Raw genomic sequence first — 16,484 nt, forward strand, 5'->3', positions numbered from 1 at the left:
TCGGCGTCTGCTCACCCGCTCACCCGATGCAACGCCACGACCGTCCCCGTCTTCGGCTGATTGCTCAGGTGCCCGTGCACCCGTCGCAGCGCCTCGCACTGGTGGTCGTCCGACGTGATGTTGTAGCGGTCGAACATGGTGGTGGTCCACCGGCCACTGATGCTCATCGCGACAAGATCAGGTCTTAACATCGGTGAGCGGATTCGAAGATGTCTCATGACGCTCCGTCTCCCGACCGTCGAGCGCGCGCTTCAAGAATCCGACCGGACCCTTGTCGCTCAGCATGTACGTACCCGATATCCGGAGCCTCGCGTAGTATGCTGGATCCAACCCGGGCCCGAGAACGCGTTTCTCCCCAAGGACTGCCCAACAGATCGCGAGTTCTTCGCGCGCAAGAAACTCCGTAAGAGAGTCTCGTCGCAGCAGAAGGGCGCTCGGTCCATCGGCATGCGCTGTGGGATCGAACGCGGCAAGGCGGCCCGTAACATCGAGGTAGTCCGCTCCGTTGGCGCTCCATCGCAGCCCCAGACCAGTCACGAGTTCGCTCGCCGGAAGTCGGAGCGTATAGCTCTCGTCAACCGAGCAATCGAACCCGTTACCTTCTCGCAAGTACTCGAAGGCGGCCGGCCGCACGCTGACGGGACAACCGTGGCTTGGCTGTATCCACCCATCGTCGCCGAAGTATGGCTGCTGGAAGTACCGGAAAGCGGCCGACCACCCATACTCGCCAAGGAACATCCGGTGGACCTCCTGTGGGTCCGGCATCCAACGACCCCAGAAGTCGACGGTCTCGCCCCACGCCATGAACGCACCGACATCGCTGGCGCGAAGCAGGTAGCCGGTACAGAGGTACCAGAGTTCCCGCCGCTCGACGTCGATCGACTCGCGATCTGCCGCTAGTGGCTGCTGCCAGTTGAAGTAAGTTTGAAGGTTGAGCCACCGAGAAGCATCGTCGGGATGAACAACGCTCAATAGATCCTCGACCTTCGGGAGGTCGTCGCAGCGCATCACCCATTGCTCTGGACTGCTCGGATCTCCCCAGTTCTCGTGGCGAGCCGCACCCCACCATGCCGCCGAGTGGCCATGCCAAGCCGTCCCTCCGGGAGTGGCCCGTAGGGTGCACGACGGATCAAGGTCGCGAAAGCTGTCCTGCCAAGGACCTTCGTAGGCGTGGTCGCCCTCCTCCTCACGGAACTGCTCCCGGTACTGAAAGTGATCAGCCAGTAACGCCATGATCTCGTGGTAGGCGATCCACTGGTACTTCTTGCCGATGCGTTCGGCCTTCCCCGCTTCACGACCGCCGTACCCGATCGAGAAGCGGTCAAAGTGACCGAAGCGCTCTGTGGTCCATCCAAGGTCGAAGACACGTCGAAGGATGTATCGCTGAATGTGGCGGAGATCGAACCGCGGAGGCCGCCGCACGTCGTGATCGGCCTCCTTCGCCGCGAAGACTCTCTCTAGCCTCTCGGCATGCTCCTTTGTGAGTGCGGAATCGAGCGCGCCGAGCGTCTGCTCTCTCTTCGCCTCCGGCACCGCAATCTCGGGAGGACGCGACTTCTCGAGTTCCTGCTTCAGTGCATCAATGTCCGAGACTCTAGAACCGCTCCCCGAGTCCTTGTCCCGTCGATCGAACCAATCGGCTACAAACGAGTGTGAGGCTTCCTGGAGTTCGTTCTCTGCTGCGTCGAATGTGTCCCAGGCTTTTCGCTCGTCGTCGGACAATTCGGCGACGAGGGCGCGCAGTTCAACTTCGGGTCGCTCAGGCGCTTCCCAAGCCGGCTCGTCGAGCCTCAGCGCTAGCCAGTTGCTCGACCTCGACGAAAAATTCGTCCCAATCACGTATCGAGCGAAGTCGTCATCCATCACGGAGCTTCCGATGCGGTTGCGCGCCCACTCGATGTCTCCGCTGTCATGGGATCCTCGAGACCAGTCGGGGAGGAGCGTCTTGATGTCATCCTCCGTCGGTATGGCCGGCCAGCAGCTGGAATACGGCGGTCGAATGCGCTCGGCCACAATGTCGATATTCGCTCTGAGGTGAATCGCGCGCTCGACCACACCGCGTGCGTAGTCGCGAAGCAGGATGTGAGCGGGAGGTGTACCGCTCGCGAACACGCGAGCGTACACGCAGGTTGCGACGGTACCGACCTCAGCAGAGTCATGGCTCCGCATGGCCGTCCCGTATGCAACGGCGTAGAGGCGCTCTGCGACGTACGGATCGTTGACGTCCGCAAAGCGCTCGATGAGACGCACGACAGGGTCAAGTCGATCTGTCAGGAGGCTCACTAGAGCCTTGGTAACACGGTCACGAAGAAACCGATTCGAGGTGGTGAGCATCCACGACAGTGTGATCGCGCACAGGTTGACCGTCTCGTCATCGAGGGCGGTACTGGGAGTCACGGACGAGGCCCAGTCCACCAGCCGATCGACCGCTCCATGCGTCCGCCATGCGGCGTGCAAGTAGATGCTCCACCATCTATCGCGTTCGGGCATCGAGTCTCTGCGCAACCGATGATCAAGAAACCTCGCGTTGAACGGGTGTTCGGGCAGCGTGGCAACGGTTAGAAGGACATCTAGCGTATCGTCCGAGTCGTGTTCGGTTCGGATTAGGCTGTTCAACACGTCGCGTGTCTCCTCGGAGAACGCCGTGATCGCGCGCCAGACAAGACTCTGCCGGAAAGCATTGCCAATTCCCCAGCGGTCTCCGGTTTCCGGAGCCAGCGAGATCAGCTCGCGGCCAGTGCGCTCGGGAATCTGGACGCACAGGGCTTCAAGGAGACCTGGCGGAACGTGATGGCTCTTGTCGCAAACGAAGGCGAGTGGCGCGCCCGCCGCGAAGGCAGATGCCGGGTTGTCCGCATCGAGATGCGCATCAAGCAACATCTTGGCGACGAGGTGATCGGCGAGACGATCGTAGCCGATGAAGACAACTTCCTCGCGGGGTGCAGCCTGGCGCCACGCCGCTTCTTCGACAAGTACGCCTTCCGATACCAAGCCGCGATAGAGAGACCGTTCAAACTCGCGCCCCGGAAGCAGAGCGTTGACAACCTCTTCGGCCGTGGTCAGCGTCAGCCACCGTTCTCCTGAATCGAGGAGTTTCTTCGCGAACACCTCCACAGCCCGGCGCACCAACACGCCTTTAGGGTTGAAGCCGAGCGCAGAGGCGAGGCGATCATTGACAGCACCGAGGTAGAGGTCGAATACTGCGGTGATCCCGTGAAACCCGCGAGGCAACCGACGCTCACCGTTTGCGTTGAGGCTGCTGCAAAGGGTCTTGAGAAACAGCGGGTTGCCGAACTCCGGCGCCAGCAGTGGGGTCGATGGTAGCTCAAGCCCGTAGTGAGCGAAGAACGTTCGAGTCGCATCGTACTCGCAATCTGCGAAGCCGTGGTGCGTTACGGCGACGGCACGGGCACGAACTTCCTCCGGCACGACGATGTCCTCGTACGATGATCGAACGGTGAGCAAGACGCCGATCCACGGTGATCGCTCAAGCTGCGCGAGAAAGGCCGCCAGGTGGCTCGGCCAGATGAGTCTTCCAGTCCCCTCGTTGATGGCGTCGATCAATACGAGCGCGCGGCACCCCGCTACCTGTGCAGCTGATTCGAGCGCACCGACGAACTCCTCGGCAGACATTCCCGGAAGATCGAGTTGTTGAAGGGCCTGGGTCCAAGGTGCCTCCGCGCTAACAAACTGCTGTCCCATGAGAAGCACGGTCGGACGATTGGCCGCAACGTGTTGTCGGGCGACGTCACAAAGAAGGTGCGTCTTGCCCGTACCCGCGGCACCACTGAGGAGCATCAGACTTCCGCGCGCGACTTCTTCGGCATGCACCAAAGCTTCGCGAGCTTCCTGAAGCTCGGACAACAGCGCCCTAATCCGGTAACGGCGCTCCGTGAACGGGTTGTTTCGGTAGGGCGAGGTCGCCCCGCTCTTCTCGGTCGCCGGAGGCTTGGTGTGCTGCTGCCGCTCGCTCTCCAACAACCACGCTTCTAGTTTCTCGGCGGCAGCATCCGAAGCGGCCAATTGCTCGGCAATTCGACTGAAGGGCAGAGCGCCTACCGGCTGCACGCTCACGGCGGCGAGTTCAACGAGGATCGCTTGGACCTTCGACGACACCGCGGAAGCGGCACCATTGGGTGCTTGCTCGACGCACTTCGATTCAGCGTATTCGAAGCTTCGGAGCTTGTCGCGGATGCCCCGAGCCCGAGCCTTGATTTGATCGAAGAATCGCTCCGTGCGTCCGAAGGCTTCAAGTTCGGCAGCGATTGGCAAGCCGACGTGAATCTCTGGCGTATATCGCGGACCCGCAGTCTTCAGCGCGTCATCCAAACGAGCCGTGAACCAAGCTCCGTCGAACCCTGGAACGTCGAACCAGAAGCGGAGCCGGCCTGCATGTTGGGAATGGGCCAGACGCTCAAGAAGTTCATGGCTGCCCCAGTAGACGAACTCGACGGTCATGCCGAGCGCCGCTGCCCAGTCTGTCCACTTCTTCACGTGTTCATCCCAGCGTTCCTTCGCTGACCGTCGGCCTTGGACGCGACCGTCGGGACGATCCAGCGGAATGCAGACGAAGTACTGCACGAGCCGCGGGTGCTTCTCGATCGCGGTCTTGACCGATGCGTCGAGCTGAGGCCACTGCGAGTCGCCGAGAGTATCAAAGTACTTGGCCTGCCATCCCCACTCGCTGCCGTCGCCAAGGATCGCGTAACACTCGACACCGGCGTCCGGAGTACCCTTGCGTTCGAAGCGCGAACCGGCGGGGCTCTCAGCGCGGGCGAGCTGGGCGCAAAGCTCTTCGAATGCGTTTGCCTTCGACCCGTTCAGTGGGCGGATCGCATTCCAGTCGAGACTCACGTTGCTCATGGCAATGACTCAACTACACCACGCGCGTCAACTCGGGCGACCGACGAACCACGCCCAACAGCGACGGGTCGTGCATTGCGTCGACGACGGTCCCAATCACTTCCGCTTGGCGCTACACTCCGAGCAAGGGGCGCAACTTTGCGGTCACTTCGGCCAAGACAAGCTCCGTCAGGCTCCAGTCGGTTTCGCGATGCCGGTTCTTCGACGTGATGCGCGTGACCAATCCCCTAAGATTGTAGTGTGGTGCCGCCGGTGCGATCAACACTCGCCCCTCGGCCGCCGTCATCTGGACCGTGGTTCCCGGCACCAAGCCGGCCTCTCGTGCAATCGCCTTCGGAATGCGAACCGCCAAACTGTCGCCCCACTTGGCCACTTGTGAACGCATCGTACCCCCCCGCGCCAGGATACACGGTGGATATACGTCGCCACCACCGACCGCAAACTGCGCTTTGCGCACGGCGCGTTCTGCGGTTGCTCGATGTAGCCCTGGAGCGCTGGCGTGACGCTATGGAGCCGCCGCGAAGATCGCGAGTTGCACCACCCAGGTGCCGCTGTTGAGCGATGCGGTCGCAGTGTAAGTGCCGGCAGAGGCCGCGATGGTGTGGTCCACGAGGTCGCCGTCGGGGCCGAGCGCGGCTGAACGTGGTGGGTGGAAAAGTGCGACGTCACCCTCGGCCACCTTCTCTCGCCCTCCAATTGCTGAACTCGGGTTTTGCGATGCCTCGTCGCGAAAACCGGCGCACGCGGTTCATCTTCTGCAGTTCGATCGCGCAGGGGATCGTCGGCGAGCACAACGGCCGCGCCGAGCCGGTGGCCGGCGACGCGCTGTCCGCCACCTTCGACAGCGTCGTCGCCGCGGTGCAGGCAGCGCAGCAACGCGCTCTCTTTACTCGGTGCCCTTCGACGGATCCGGTTGCATGGCGAGCACACAGGTCGGTAGAGCGGTGGCACCGTGTAGTCGCCACCGCCCTACTACACGCACGTCTACTCAGTCGCCCCGATCGACGAAGAGCCCAGTTGTGCCCCTCAGGCGGTTCACAAGAGCCGGAGCGCTATATCGGTCTTCCCAACACTCGCCGATGCTGTTCTGCAACTGCATCGTAACCTTCGGGTTCTGCGAAAGCGGCAACGACGGTAGGTTGAGCTGCGAGCCGCGGGCTATCACGATGAGCCGTGCTTTACCCGCTGCGCCTCCAATTTGGTAGATGAGGCGGACACCCGCCGTCGAAGCGGTTCGATCCAAGAACCTATAACCCAACCTCGTGTTACGCCAGCATGGTTGACGGTTGTTGCAGTCACCCAGCGGAGGCACACTTGCGGTCATCACCAGATTCGGCGTACCCGCCACTTCGCTGTACACGCAGAAGGTGTTGACCGTCGAATTGACGGGATCACCGAAGGCTGTTTTGTCGGTAGCCTCGCCACTGTTCCACAGCCAGAGGGCTCCATTCTTCTTCACGTCCGAGAAACTCCTGAGTTGCAGCAAGGAGCCACGAGGCTTCGTCGGGTGCCGGCAGCCGGTCATCGGGAGCACGGTGCAAATGCCTTGACTGGCCAGACAGATGGGGTCGCTCGTGCCCGCACACGTGCCCGCCGTGCACACGTCGTTGCAGGTCAGCGAATTTTGGTCATTGCACAGCGTGTTGTCGGCTTTCGACGGGTTGGAGCACGACCCGTTGCCGGTGTCGCACGTGCCGGCTACGTGGCATTGATTGAGCGCGGTGCAGATGACCGGGTTGCTGCCGGAACACGTACCGTTCTGACAGGTGTCCGTTTGCGTGCACGTATTCCCATCGTTGCACGGTGCCGTGTTGTTAGCGGTCTGGCAGCCGGTGGACACATTACAACTGTCGTTCGTGCACACGTTGTTGTCGTTGCAGTCGGGCGGCGCTCCGCCGACACAGGCACCGCTACTGCAGGCGTCAGCAGTGGTGCACGCGTTGCTGTCGTTGCACGCATTGTTGTTCGCCAGGTTCGAGCACCCGCTGGCGGGGTTGCACCCGTCGGTCGTGCATGGGTTGTTGTCGTTGCAGTTGGGCGGCGCTCCGCCGACGCACGACCCACCGCTGCATGTGTCGGCGGTGGTACAGGCGTTGCCGTCGTCGCACGAACTGGTGTTGTTCGCGTGCGTACACCCGCTGGCGGGGTTGCAACCGTCGGTGGTGCACACATTGTTGTCATTGCAGTTGGGCGGCGCCCCGCCGACACACGACCCACCGCTGCACGTGTCGCTGGTGGTGCAGGCGTTGCCGTCGTCGCAGGAATTGGCGTTGTTCGCGTGCGTGCACCCGCTGGCGGGGTTGCAACCGTCGGTGGTACACACGTTGTTGTCGTTGCAGTTGGGCGGCGCCCCGCCGACGCACGACCCACCGCTGCAGGTGTCGCCGGTGGTGCAGGCGTTGCCGTCGTTGCACGAAGCCGAGTTGTTGGTGTGCACGCAGCCCGAGGCCGGGTTGCAGCTATCGTCGGTGCACGTGTTGTTGTCGTTGCAGTTTACAGGATCGCTCACACACGCGTGAGCCACGCAGCGCTCGTTCGTCGTGCACTGATCGGTGTCGCCGCAGTCGGCGTCCACGTTGCAGCAGCCGGCGAGCCCGGAGTGCCCACAGCCAGTGGCCGGGTTGCAGGAATCGGCGGTACACACATTGCCGTCATTGCAGTCGGTCGGCCCGCCGGGGGCGCAACTGCCGCCGCTGCAAGTATCGCCCGTGGTACAGGCATTGCCGTCGTCGCACGCGGCGGTGTTGTTGCTGTTGACGCACCCCGAAGTGGGGTTGCAACTGTCGTCGGTGCAGACGTTGCCGTCGTTGCAATTGGGCGGCGCCCCACCGACACAGGCGCCGGCACTGCAGGCGTCGTTGGTGGTGCAGGCGTCGCCGTCGCTGCACGGATCGTTGTTGTTCACATGCGTACAACCGCTGGCCGGATTGCAGCCGTCGTCGGTACATCCGTTGTTGTCGTTGCAGTTGGGCGCCGTTCCGCCGACGCAGCCACCGGCGCTGCAGGTGTCGTTGGTGGTACAGGCGTTGCCGTCGTCGCACGCGGCGGTGTTGTCGGTGTGGACGCAACCCGAGTTGGGATTGCAGCCGTCGTCGGTGCAGCCGTTGCCATCGTCGCAATTCGGCGCTGCGCCACCGACGCAGCTACCGCCGCTGCAGGTATCGCTGGTGGTGCAGGCGCTGCCGTCGTCGCACGGATTGTTGTTGTTCACGTGCTCGCAACCGCTGGCGGGATTGCAGCTGTCGCTGGTGCACACGTTGTTATCGTTGCAATCGGGCGGCGGCCCGCCGACACAGGCGCCGGCACTGCAGGCGTCGTTGGTGGTGCAGGCGGTGCCGTCGCTGCACGGATCATTGTTGTTCACATGCGTACAGCCGCTGGCCGGATTGCAGCCGTCGTCGGTACACCCGTTATTGTCGTTACAGTCTGCGGCTGGGCCGCCGGCGCAGGTCCCGCCACTGCAGGTGTCGGTGGTGGTGCAAGCGTTGCCATCGTCGCACGACGCCGCGTTGTTGCTGTGTACACAGCCGGTCTGCGAATCGCAGCTGTCATCAGTGCACACATTGTTGTCGTTGCAATTGGGTGGCGGCCCGCCGACGCACGACCCACCGCCGCAGGTGTCGCCCGTAGTGCAGGCGTTGCCGTCGTCGCACGAGTTGTTGTTGTTCGCGTGCGTGCAGCCGGTGTTAGGGTTGCAGCCATCGTCGGTACACCCATTGTTGTCGTTGCAGTCCACCGGATTGCTCACACACGCGTGATCCACGCAGCGCTCGTTGGTGGTGCACAGATCGGTGTCGTTGCAGTCGGCGTCCACGTTGCAGCAGCCGGCTAGTCCGGAGTGCGCGCAGCCAGTGGCCGGATTGCAGGAATCGCCGGTGCACACGTTGCCGTCATTGCAATTGGTCGGCCCGCCGGGGGCGCAGCTACCGCCGCTGCAGACATCGCCGGTGGTGCAGGCATCACTGTCGTCGCACGGTGCGGTATTGTTCACGTAGGTACAGCCGCTGGCGGGATTGCAGCCATCGTCGGTGCACACGTTGTGGTCGTTGCAGTCGAGCGCCGCCCCAGGCAGACAGAGTCCGCCGCTGCAGGCATCGTTGGTGGTGCAGGCGTCGCCGTCGTCGCACGCGTCATTGTTGTTCACGTAGGCACAGCCGCTGTTGGGGTTGCAGCTATCGTCGGTGCAGCCGTTGTTGTCGTTGCAGTCAAGCGCTGGCCCAGGAATGCAGGCCCCGCCGCTGCACGTGTCAGTCGTGGTGCACTCGTTGCTGTCGTCGCACGGGGCGGTATTGTTCACATGCGTGCACCCGTTCGTGAAGTTGCAGCTATCGTCGGTGCACACATCGCCGTCGTCGCAGTTCGGTGGCGGCCCGCCGGCACACGCCTGTGAACTGCAGGTATCGCTGGTCGTGCACGCGTTGCCGTCGTTGCATGGGCTGCCGTCTGACTGCCCGGCGCACTGATTCACCACACTGAACGCGCCGGCACTGGCGCTATCGCCGGCATCGTCGCCGGCGTCGGCGTTGTTAAGCAGGATTGTTCCGTCCGCGAGCGGGGTGGCGACGGTGGTCACAATTGTGATCGTGCACGTTGCCCCGGCCGCAAACGAGTTGATCGTCCATTGGTCATTGTCCGGGGCACCGCCGAAAGTGGCGCAACCCGAGGGCGAGGTGGACTCCGATGAATAGACCCCGTTGGCGTCGTAGCCCTCGTTGACCACGACGTTGCTCGCCGTCACGCTCCCGCCGTTGTGGAGGGTCAGGGTGTACGTCAAGGTGCCGCCCGGCGCGACCGGATTGGGCGAAGCCGATTTGCTCAGGGTGAGTACCGCATTGGCTACGCTCGTCGACACCGAGCTGCCGGCCGTCGGCGCATTCTGGTCACTGCTGATGCTGTACGTCGTGTTGTCGATCGTGCTGCCGACGCTGGCGCTGACTTTTACCGTCAACGTCACAACGCCACTGCCGCTCACCGGCAAGGAGCCGACGTTCCAGGTGACCGTTCCGGCTTGGCCAACGGCCGGCGCGGTCGTCGGGGCTGGGCTTGCCGACACGAAGGTGGTGTTTGTAGGAGTGACGTCACTGATGATCGTGTTGGTGGCCGTCGACTGCCCCGTGTTGCTGTAAGTCAGCGTGTAGGTCAGGTTGCCGGTCGGTCCGACCGGATCGGGGCTCGCCGTCTTGGACACGTCGAGGCTCGGTGCGCCCGGAATCGTGTAGTAAACGATCACCGGGATGCAATCGAGGTTGATGGGATCGGCCGAGTTTGCACGGATCGGCAAGACCTTCACCCGGAAGTTAGCGTCGGAGAGATCGCTCGCACTCCACGTGCGGCCCCAGAGGAACGTTGCGCCGCCCAGTACGTAATCCTTCAGCGGCTGATTGCGGCGGAAATTTTTCGTCTGCAACAAGCCAATGCCAGCCCCGAAAATATCGCTGAACGTCGTCCCGCCGTTCCACGACAAGCTCACTTTGAGTTTGCGATTGTTTTTCGTGCTATCGTTCGCCCGCACCCGCACCTGAATACCGGTCACGACTGGCGCCGGCAGTGTGTTCGGCAAGCTCAAACCATAGACGGAGTACGTCTCGGCATCGGTGGGCTGGTTACCGTTACCCGTGGCCGTTGCGGTGCCGCCGCTGCACGCTTCGGCATTGGCTGCGTTGGTAAAGGGGCCCGTTTCCGATGTCGGAGGTCGCTCACCCGTGCTATCGCCCAACGCTGGTCCAGACGGCGCAATCATCAGCCCACTAATGACGGCGTACATCGCAATTTTTTTCCAGCGAATCGTTACCATGGCGACCTCCTGTCGATTCGGACCAGCCCATCCACCTCACCCTTCACTACCTGCTCTAGGCGATCACAAGCGACGCGCGGGTGTCTATACGCCTAAAGTTGTATTCTCGGTGACATTTGTCAGCCGGTTGAGCAACGGGACTCAGAGTGATGATGCGGAACCCCCGATGCAGAACGAGCCCTCGGGTAAGTGGCGCTGATTCCCGCCCTCGACGGCCCGCGCCGGTAACTCGCCCGCTCCCTGCCGCGCCTCTCACGCTGCGGGTGGCGGCCTCACACGCCGTGAAGTCGGCTGGACGCCCGTCCATCGTCAAGAGCCTCTGCAACGAGATTTACGGGATTTGCCGAGATGCCTTAAGGGAATGCCCTAATTGACACACGCGGCCAATGGCTGCGATTAGGTTGACACCAGCTTCGATAGGTTGAGTTGCCGTTTCTTGGGAGAGCCGCCATGTCGCCAAAGACCGAAACCGTTCGGCAGCCGTCTCATCGAAGAGGGGCAGGGCGTAATCTGCCGCCATCTAGTTCGGTGCCGCCTGAAGTATCGAGCGACGCACCGGAGCAGGCCCCGCTTCGTATGGTTATTGCAGACGACCATGCTCTGTTCCGCCAGCTCCTTGTGACATTCATGTCTTCGCGGTCGAATATTTCGATCGTCGCCGAAGCAGATCGCCTGCACGGGCTGATTGATTTGGTGAGCCGCACCTCGTGCGACTTACTCCTCTTGGATCTCCATATGGAGCGCAACGCGCTCGACGACCTCGCCGCGTTATCTCGGCGCACGGTGGTGATTGTCGTCACCGCCAGTCAAGAGGCGGGCGAAGCGTTGACGGCGTTACGCCTGGGGGCTCGGGCGATTGTCTTCAAGCACGAGGCAGTTTCCACACTCCTCGCCAGCATCGAGGCAGCGGTCAAAGGGGACACGTGGTTGCCGGCGGGCCTCCAGTCAGATGTGCTCGAAACTCTTCACCAGCGATTTGCCGATCCGCTGACGCCGAGTGAGCGTGAGGTGGTTCACCACGTCGCCCTCGGGCTGCGCAACACCGAAGTCAGCCGTAAGCTGTTCGTCAGCGAGTTCACGGTGAAGACCCACCTCAACCACATCTTTCGCAAGCTCGGCGTGCGAAACCGCGTTGAGCTCACGCGCTACGCGCTTCACTGCGACCTCACCGCGCCGGATCAGGGGATCGAACTCACCGCCCCCGCCTTTCCTGGGCGGGCAGCAAGCTGACCGCCGACGCGGCAACCACCGCGCGATGCAGCAGTGCGTCGATCAGCGACCTCAGTGCGACGCCACGCGCAATCGGCATCGCCGATCGCGTCATCTTTTACGCGAACCTGTGCAGGGTCAGCCACCGAAGCTGGAACCAACTTCCAAGACACCGGAACGACGATTTTTGCCTCAATCACTTCCGCGTCGCGTCACATTCTGAGCAAGGGACGCAACTTTGCGGTCACTTCGGCCATGACGTGCTCCGGCGCCCTTGCCGAAAAATGGGCAGCCCGCGCCTGCCAGTCGGCGCTCTCTGCGTGGTTCGCCAATACGACTCCGGACACCGGTAAGCCGTGAGGGATCCCGACTTCGAACGGGTACCCTTTGATGTGACTGGTGATCGGGCACACCAGCGCGAGACTTGTCCACCGATTGTCCATCCCTGCCGCCGATCGCAAGCTGCGCCGTGCTCACCGCGCCGCGCTGGGCCGTAGTTCGAGGTAAGTCCCGCAGCGTCGGCTTGGCGCTACGGAGCCGGGGCAAAGGCCGTGAGTTGCAGCAGCCGGGTGCCGCTGTTGAGCGACGCGGTGGCGGTATACTTGCCGGCAGAGGCCGCGATGGCGTGTTCCACGATGTCGCCGTCGGGGGTGGTGATGACTCGGCCGGTATAGCTCGACCAGGACGCGCTGAACGCAGCGCCGGTCATGCGGGCCGCACTGACGGGCAACTGGCGACCGTTGCGGAGCGTGAAGGGCCGATTCACGTAACGGTAGAGCCAGCCCATTGACGTGCTGAGTCGCTTGGCAGCCTCGCGTACTTCCGACGCACATCTGATCCCCCAAGTGAGGACCGTCGACGCCTGTGCTATAGCTCGGCACGCACGGCGGGAGGGGCATGGGCACGCTACGGGTAGGGATTCTTTTCGGCGGACGATCGAGCGAGCATGAAATCTCGCTGCGCTCGGCGCGCTCTGTCGTCCAGGCGCTCGATCGCCGCCGATTTACGCCGACGCTCATCGGCATCGATCACCAGGGGCGCTGGCACGTCCTCAGCGATGAGCAATTCCTCGCGATCACCAACGCGACCCTGCCCGCGCTAACCGACGGCGGGCCGGAAGTCATGCTGCCGCCGAGCCCGTCGGATGGCGAATTGCTCGAAATGATTCCGCGCACGCCGCTCGATCATCTGGACGTCGTATTCCCGATCTTGCACGGCGCCTTCGGCGAAGATGGCACCGTGCAGGGTCTACTCGAACTGGCCAACATCCCGTATGTCGGCGCCGGCGTACTGGGTTCCGCGATCGGCATGGACAAGGACGTGCAGAAGCGCTTGCTGCGTGACGCGAAAATTCCGGTCGTGCCGTTCGCCGCTATCGCGCAGCGGCAGTGGCAGTCCGCACCGGATGAGGCGCGCCGCGCGGCAGCCGCCCTCGGCTATCCGGTGTTCGTGAAACCGGCGAACGCCGGTTCGTCGGTGGGTGTGAGCAAGGTGAAGCACGATGCCGAACTCGCCGATGCCATCACCGCTGCGTTTGCGTACGACACCAAGATCCTGATCGAGAAGGGTCTCGATGCGCGCGAGATCGAGTGCTCGGTGTTGGGCAACGAAACGCCGGAGGCGTCACTCCCCGCGGAAGTGTGCCCGCAGGCCGAGTTCTATTCGTACCAAGCCAAGTACATCGACGAACACGGCGCAACGTTCGAGATCCCCGCGAAGCTCAGCGTCGCGCAGACCGCCGCGGTGCGCAACCTCGCCGTACGCACGTTTCAAGTTTTGAGTTGCGAAGGGATGGCGCGCGTCGACTTCTTCATCGATCGCGAAGATCAGACAACGCTCTACGTCAACGAGCTCAACACCATCCCTGGCTTCACCAACATCAGCGTCTACCCGAAGTTGTGGGAAGTGTCCGGCCTTTCGTACACCGATTTGATCTCACGCTTGCTCGATCTGGCGATCGAGCGCCACGCGCGGCGCCAGCAGCTGCAGACGTTCTATCGCCCGGCCCTGCGCTGAGGCGCGCGCGTGAGTTCGCCGACCAGCGCGCGCAACCCGAGCAGGTAGCTGTTGCCGCCGAAGCCGAGCACTTGACCGACCGCCACTGGGGCAATCAACGACAGGCGGCGGAACTCCTCGCGCCGGTGTACGTTGGATAGGTGGACCTCGACGGTGGGTAACTCGACCGCGAGCAGGGCATCGCGCAAGGCGATGCTGGTGTGGGTGTAGGCGCCCGGATTGATCAGAATGCCGTCGGCGGCACCGCGCGCCGCGTGGATGCGGTCGACGAGCGCGCCTTCGCTATTGGACTGAAACGTCTCGAGCGTCACGCCGAGTTCGGCGCTCAGCTCTCGTAATCGCGTTTCGATATCGGCGAGCGTCTCGCGCCCGTATACGTCGGGCTCGCGGGTGCCGATGAGATTCAGATTGGGACCGTGAACAACCAACACTCTCCACGTCGAGGCGGTACGCGATCGGGATCGAGGCTTCGTAGGCATGGGGCGGTGGCCTGTTAGTCACGGCGACGCGGTCGCCGGCCTCCCCACAACAAGAGCGCCGAGATCACCAGCCATGGGCTTGACCCGTCCACAGAGTTCGCCGCGATCCCACAACCCCCTCCACCATCGGACCCAGTGGTTGGCGTCCTCGTGTTGAACGGAGTGCGGGTCGGCACACGCGTCGCGATCGCGGTCGCCGACGGAACGGGTGTCGGCGTGTTCCCAGTGGCGGTTGCGCTCGCTGTCCGTGTCGGAGTTATCGTCTTCGTTGCGGTCGCCGTGCGCTTCAAAGACGGTGTAATTGTCGGCGTGCCGGTCGACGTCGCACTCGGTATGCCGGACGGCGTCACAGTCGCGGTTGGGCGCCGCGTCGAGGTTGGCCGCTCGGTGGCCGTGATCGTCTTCGTGATTGTCGCGCTCTGGGTCGGCTTCGACGTTCTCGTCGAGGTCGGCGTACGCGTCGCCGTTGCAGTGAACGTCGGAATGCCGGTGGCCGTGAAGCGCCGCGTGAACGTTGGGAGCGGCGTCAGAGTCACCGTCGACGTTGGGGTGCTCGTCGGGGTCGATGTGTCTGTTGGAGTTGCAGTGATCGTTAGCGTGACAGTCTGAGTGGGGGTGGCGGTGTCGGTCGGCGTGACTGTGGGAGTGTCGGTCATCGTATCGGTCGGCGTGGCGGTCGGCGTACCACTGGGCGAAGCCGTCGGCGATTCCGTCAAGGTCGGCGTCTGCGTGGCGGTGGGCGCTCGGGTGATTGTGTTGACCGGTGTGCGACTCGGCGTTGACGTACGCGTTGGCGTGTTGGTTCTAGTCGGCGTCCGCGTCGGAGTCGGCGTGTCCGTCGCCGGTGCCGGCGGCGCGGCGGCGAAGACGTTGATGTTGTAAGAGCAGAGGGACTGCTTGCCGGTTTGATCGGTCGCCGAGAAGGTAATTACTTGGGCCCCCTCTTGGTCTTCGCTCGGCACCCACGAGAACACCGTGCTCACCGGATTGCCCGACGCCGGCAGAGTGGGAGTCAACACCGCACCATCGGGCAGACCGGCAACGTTCAGGGTCACCGTATCGCCGCTGTCTGGATCGACCACGTCGACTCGGAGTTCCAGCGCGTTGTTCGCGATGGCGGTCAGGGTCGACCCGCATCCACTGCCGAACACCGGTTCGACGCCGGTGGACGGCGGCACGAGCTGAATGAAGAAATCGACCGCAACCTTCGCCCGCCTGGCTCCGGTGTTCGGATCCGTTTCTTCGATGGTCACCTGTGTCGAGTACAACGTGTTGAATGCGGCGGACGCAATGGTTGCCCCGTGGGTGTCCCAGGTATAGCGACCGGTGCTGCTATCGACAGTCGCTGCGTTGGCAGCCGTTGGTGGACCCGGTTGATCAAAAGTGCTGCCTGCGCCGGCCGCTTCACTTGCAGTGGACAAGCGGAATTGGAGCGGGTCACTGTTGATGTCAAAGCCCGGCACGAGAAACGAACAGACGCTGTCGAACTTGCAGCGCACGATTGGAGGCAAGGCGCTGACGGGCGAGCTGTCGCTCGTGCCGACGTTGACCGTCGTCTCCACTCGATAAGAACCGTCGGGATTGTTGATGTGCGCATTCACACCATCGGTTGGGGAGATACGACAGCAACTCTCCGTCGAGGCGGTATACGTGCCGGCTCGCGGATACATGTGGGAAATGATCGAGCGCACCGTCGGCAAGCGCGACGCGTCGATCGCCAACCCCGACATCGTGTTGTTGTCGGGATCGATCGAATTCACCAAGTACACGAGCGGTCCCCGGCTCGATCCTGCCGGGGCACTGCCATCGCCAAAATCGAAGCGCGTGCCGCCGATGTCCTCGACAAACAGATCGCCGACCCCCGGAAACCCATCGGCGCTCGAACAGCTCGTCGGAAACAAGCCGCTTCGGCTGACGCACGCGTAGCCGTCACGACGAAACGCATTCTGAATGGTAAAGTCGATCCGGCCGAGCCCACTGGGCTTCCACGAATAGTGTCCGTAACGGAAATGGCTTGCCTGAGCCGGCAGGCTGACGAGCAGTGCGGCCGCTAACACTCCGAGCAGGAGAGAGCGCGCGCGACTTCTCGACTCACCCACCACGGCCGCTTCTCCGCTTCCCAC

11 protein-coding genes are annotated in these 16,484 nt (G+C 63.0%); 2 read left to right on the plus strand and 9 right to left on the minus strand.

What is annotated here, in order from left to right; translation table 11 throughout:
* Positions 1 to 11 precede the first annotated feature (11 nt).
* From HYR72_04650 to HYR72_04670, 5 genes are all read right to left on the minus strand, one after another.
* Entirely contained in the window at positions 12 to 167 is a 156-nt protein-coding gene (locus HYR72_04650) for a hypothetical protein (protein MBI1814242.1), read from the minus strand.
* 10 nt (positions 168 to 177) lie between these two features.
* Complete coding sequence (locus HYR72_04655) at positions 178 to 4,863, minus strand: ATP-binding protein (protein MBI1814243.1); 4,686 nt, start codon at positions 4,861 to 4,863, stop codon at positions 178 to 180.
* Between the two features lie 112 nt (positions 4,864 to 4,975).
* Complete coding sequence (locus tag HYR72_04660; GenBank protein MBI1814244.1) at positions 4,976 to 5,248, minus strand: AbrB/MazE/SpoVT family DNA-binding domain-containing protein; 273 nt, start codon at positions 5,246 to 5,248, stop codon at positions 4,976 to 4,978.
* 120 nt (positions 5,249 to 5,368) lie between these two features.
* Positions 5,369 to 5,542: a hypothetical protein gene (locus tag HYR72_04665; protein MBI1814245.1), complete on the minus strand. Its 174-nt coding sequence runs from the start codon at positions 5,540 to 5,542 to the stop codon at positions 5,369 to 5,371.
* Between the two features lie 309 nt (positions 5,543 to 5,851).
* Complete coding sequence (locus HYR72_04670; protein MBI1814246.1) at positions 5,852 to 10,657, minus strand: DUF11 domain-containing protein; 4,806 nt, start codon at positions 10,655 to 10,657, stop codon at positions 5,852 to 5,854.
* A gap of 426 nt (positions 10,658 to 11,083) precedes the next feature.
* Here HYR72_04670 and HYR72_04675 point away from each other — a divergent pair, with 426 nt between their 5' ends.
* Positions 11,084 to 11,887: a response regulator transcription factor gene (locus HYR72_04675; protein ID MBI1814247.1), complete on the plus strand. Its 804-nt coding sequence runs from the start codon at positions 11,084 to 11,086 to the stop codon at positions 11,885 to 11,887.
* Positions 11,888 to 12,078: 191 nt separating this feature from the next.
* On the opposite strand, the gene HYR72_04680 is transcribed toward HYR72_04675, so the two are convergent.
* Together HYR72_04680 and HYR72_04685 are read right to left on the minus strand one after the other, a co-directional pair.
* Positions 12,079 to 12,309 carry a type II toxin-antitoxin system PemK/MazF family toxin gene (locus HYR72_04680; protein ID MBI1814248.1) on the minus strand — a complete coding sequence of 77 codons (231 nt, stop codon included), beginning with the start codon at positions 12,307 to 12,309 and terminating at the stop codon, positions 12,079 to 12,081.
* Between the two features lie 86 nt (positions 12,310 to 12,395).
* Positions 12,396 to 12,653, minus strand: coding sequence for a hypothetical protein (locus HYR72_04685; protein MBI1814249.1), 258 nt, complete (start codon positions 12,651 to 12,653; stop codon positions 12,396 to 12,398).
* A 110-nt stretch (positions 12,654 to 12,763) separates the two neighbouring features.
* Here HYR72_04685 and ddlA point away from each other — a divergent pair, with 110 nt between their 5' ends.
* Positions 12,764 to 13,882, plus strand: coding sequence for a D-alanine--D-alanine ligase (gene ddlA / locus HYR72_04690; protein MBI1814250.1), 1,119 nt, complete (start codon positions 12,764 to 12,766; stop codon positions 13,880 to 13,882).
* Here the strand turns inward: ddlA and aroQ are convergent.
* Positions 13,861 to 14,361, minus strand: a complete 501-nt coding sequence (aroQ, locus tag HYR72_04695; protein MBI1814251.1) for a type II 3-dehydroquinate dehydratase — start codon at positions 14,359 to 14,361, stop codon at positions 13,861 to 13,863. The genes ddlA and aroQ overlap by 22 nt on opposite strands.
* 14 nt (positions 14,362 to 14,375) lie before the next feature.
* Positions 14,376 to 16,460: a hypothetical protein gene (locus HYR72_04700; GenBank protein ID MBI1814252.1), complete on the minus strand. Its 2,085-nt coding sequence runs from the start codon at positions 16,458 to 16,460 to the stop codon at positions 14,376 to 14,378.
* Between the last annotated feature and the right edge of the window lie 24 nt (positions 16,461 to 16,484).

The sequence above is a fragment of the Deltaproteobacteria bacterium genome (assembly GCA_016178705.1).
Lineage (GTDB): Bacteria > Desulfobacterota > Binatia > HRBIN30 > JACQVA1 > JACOST01.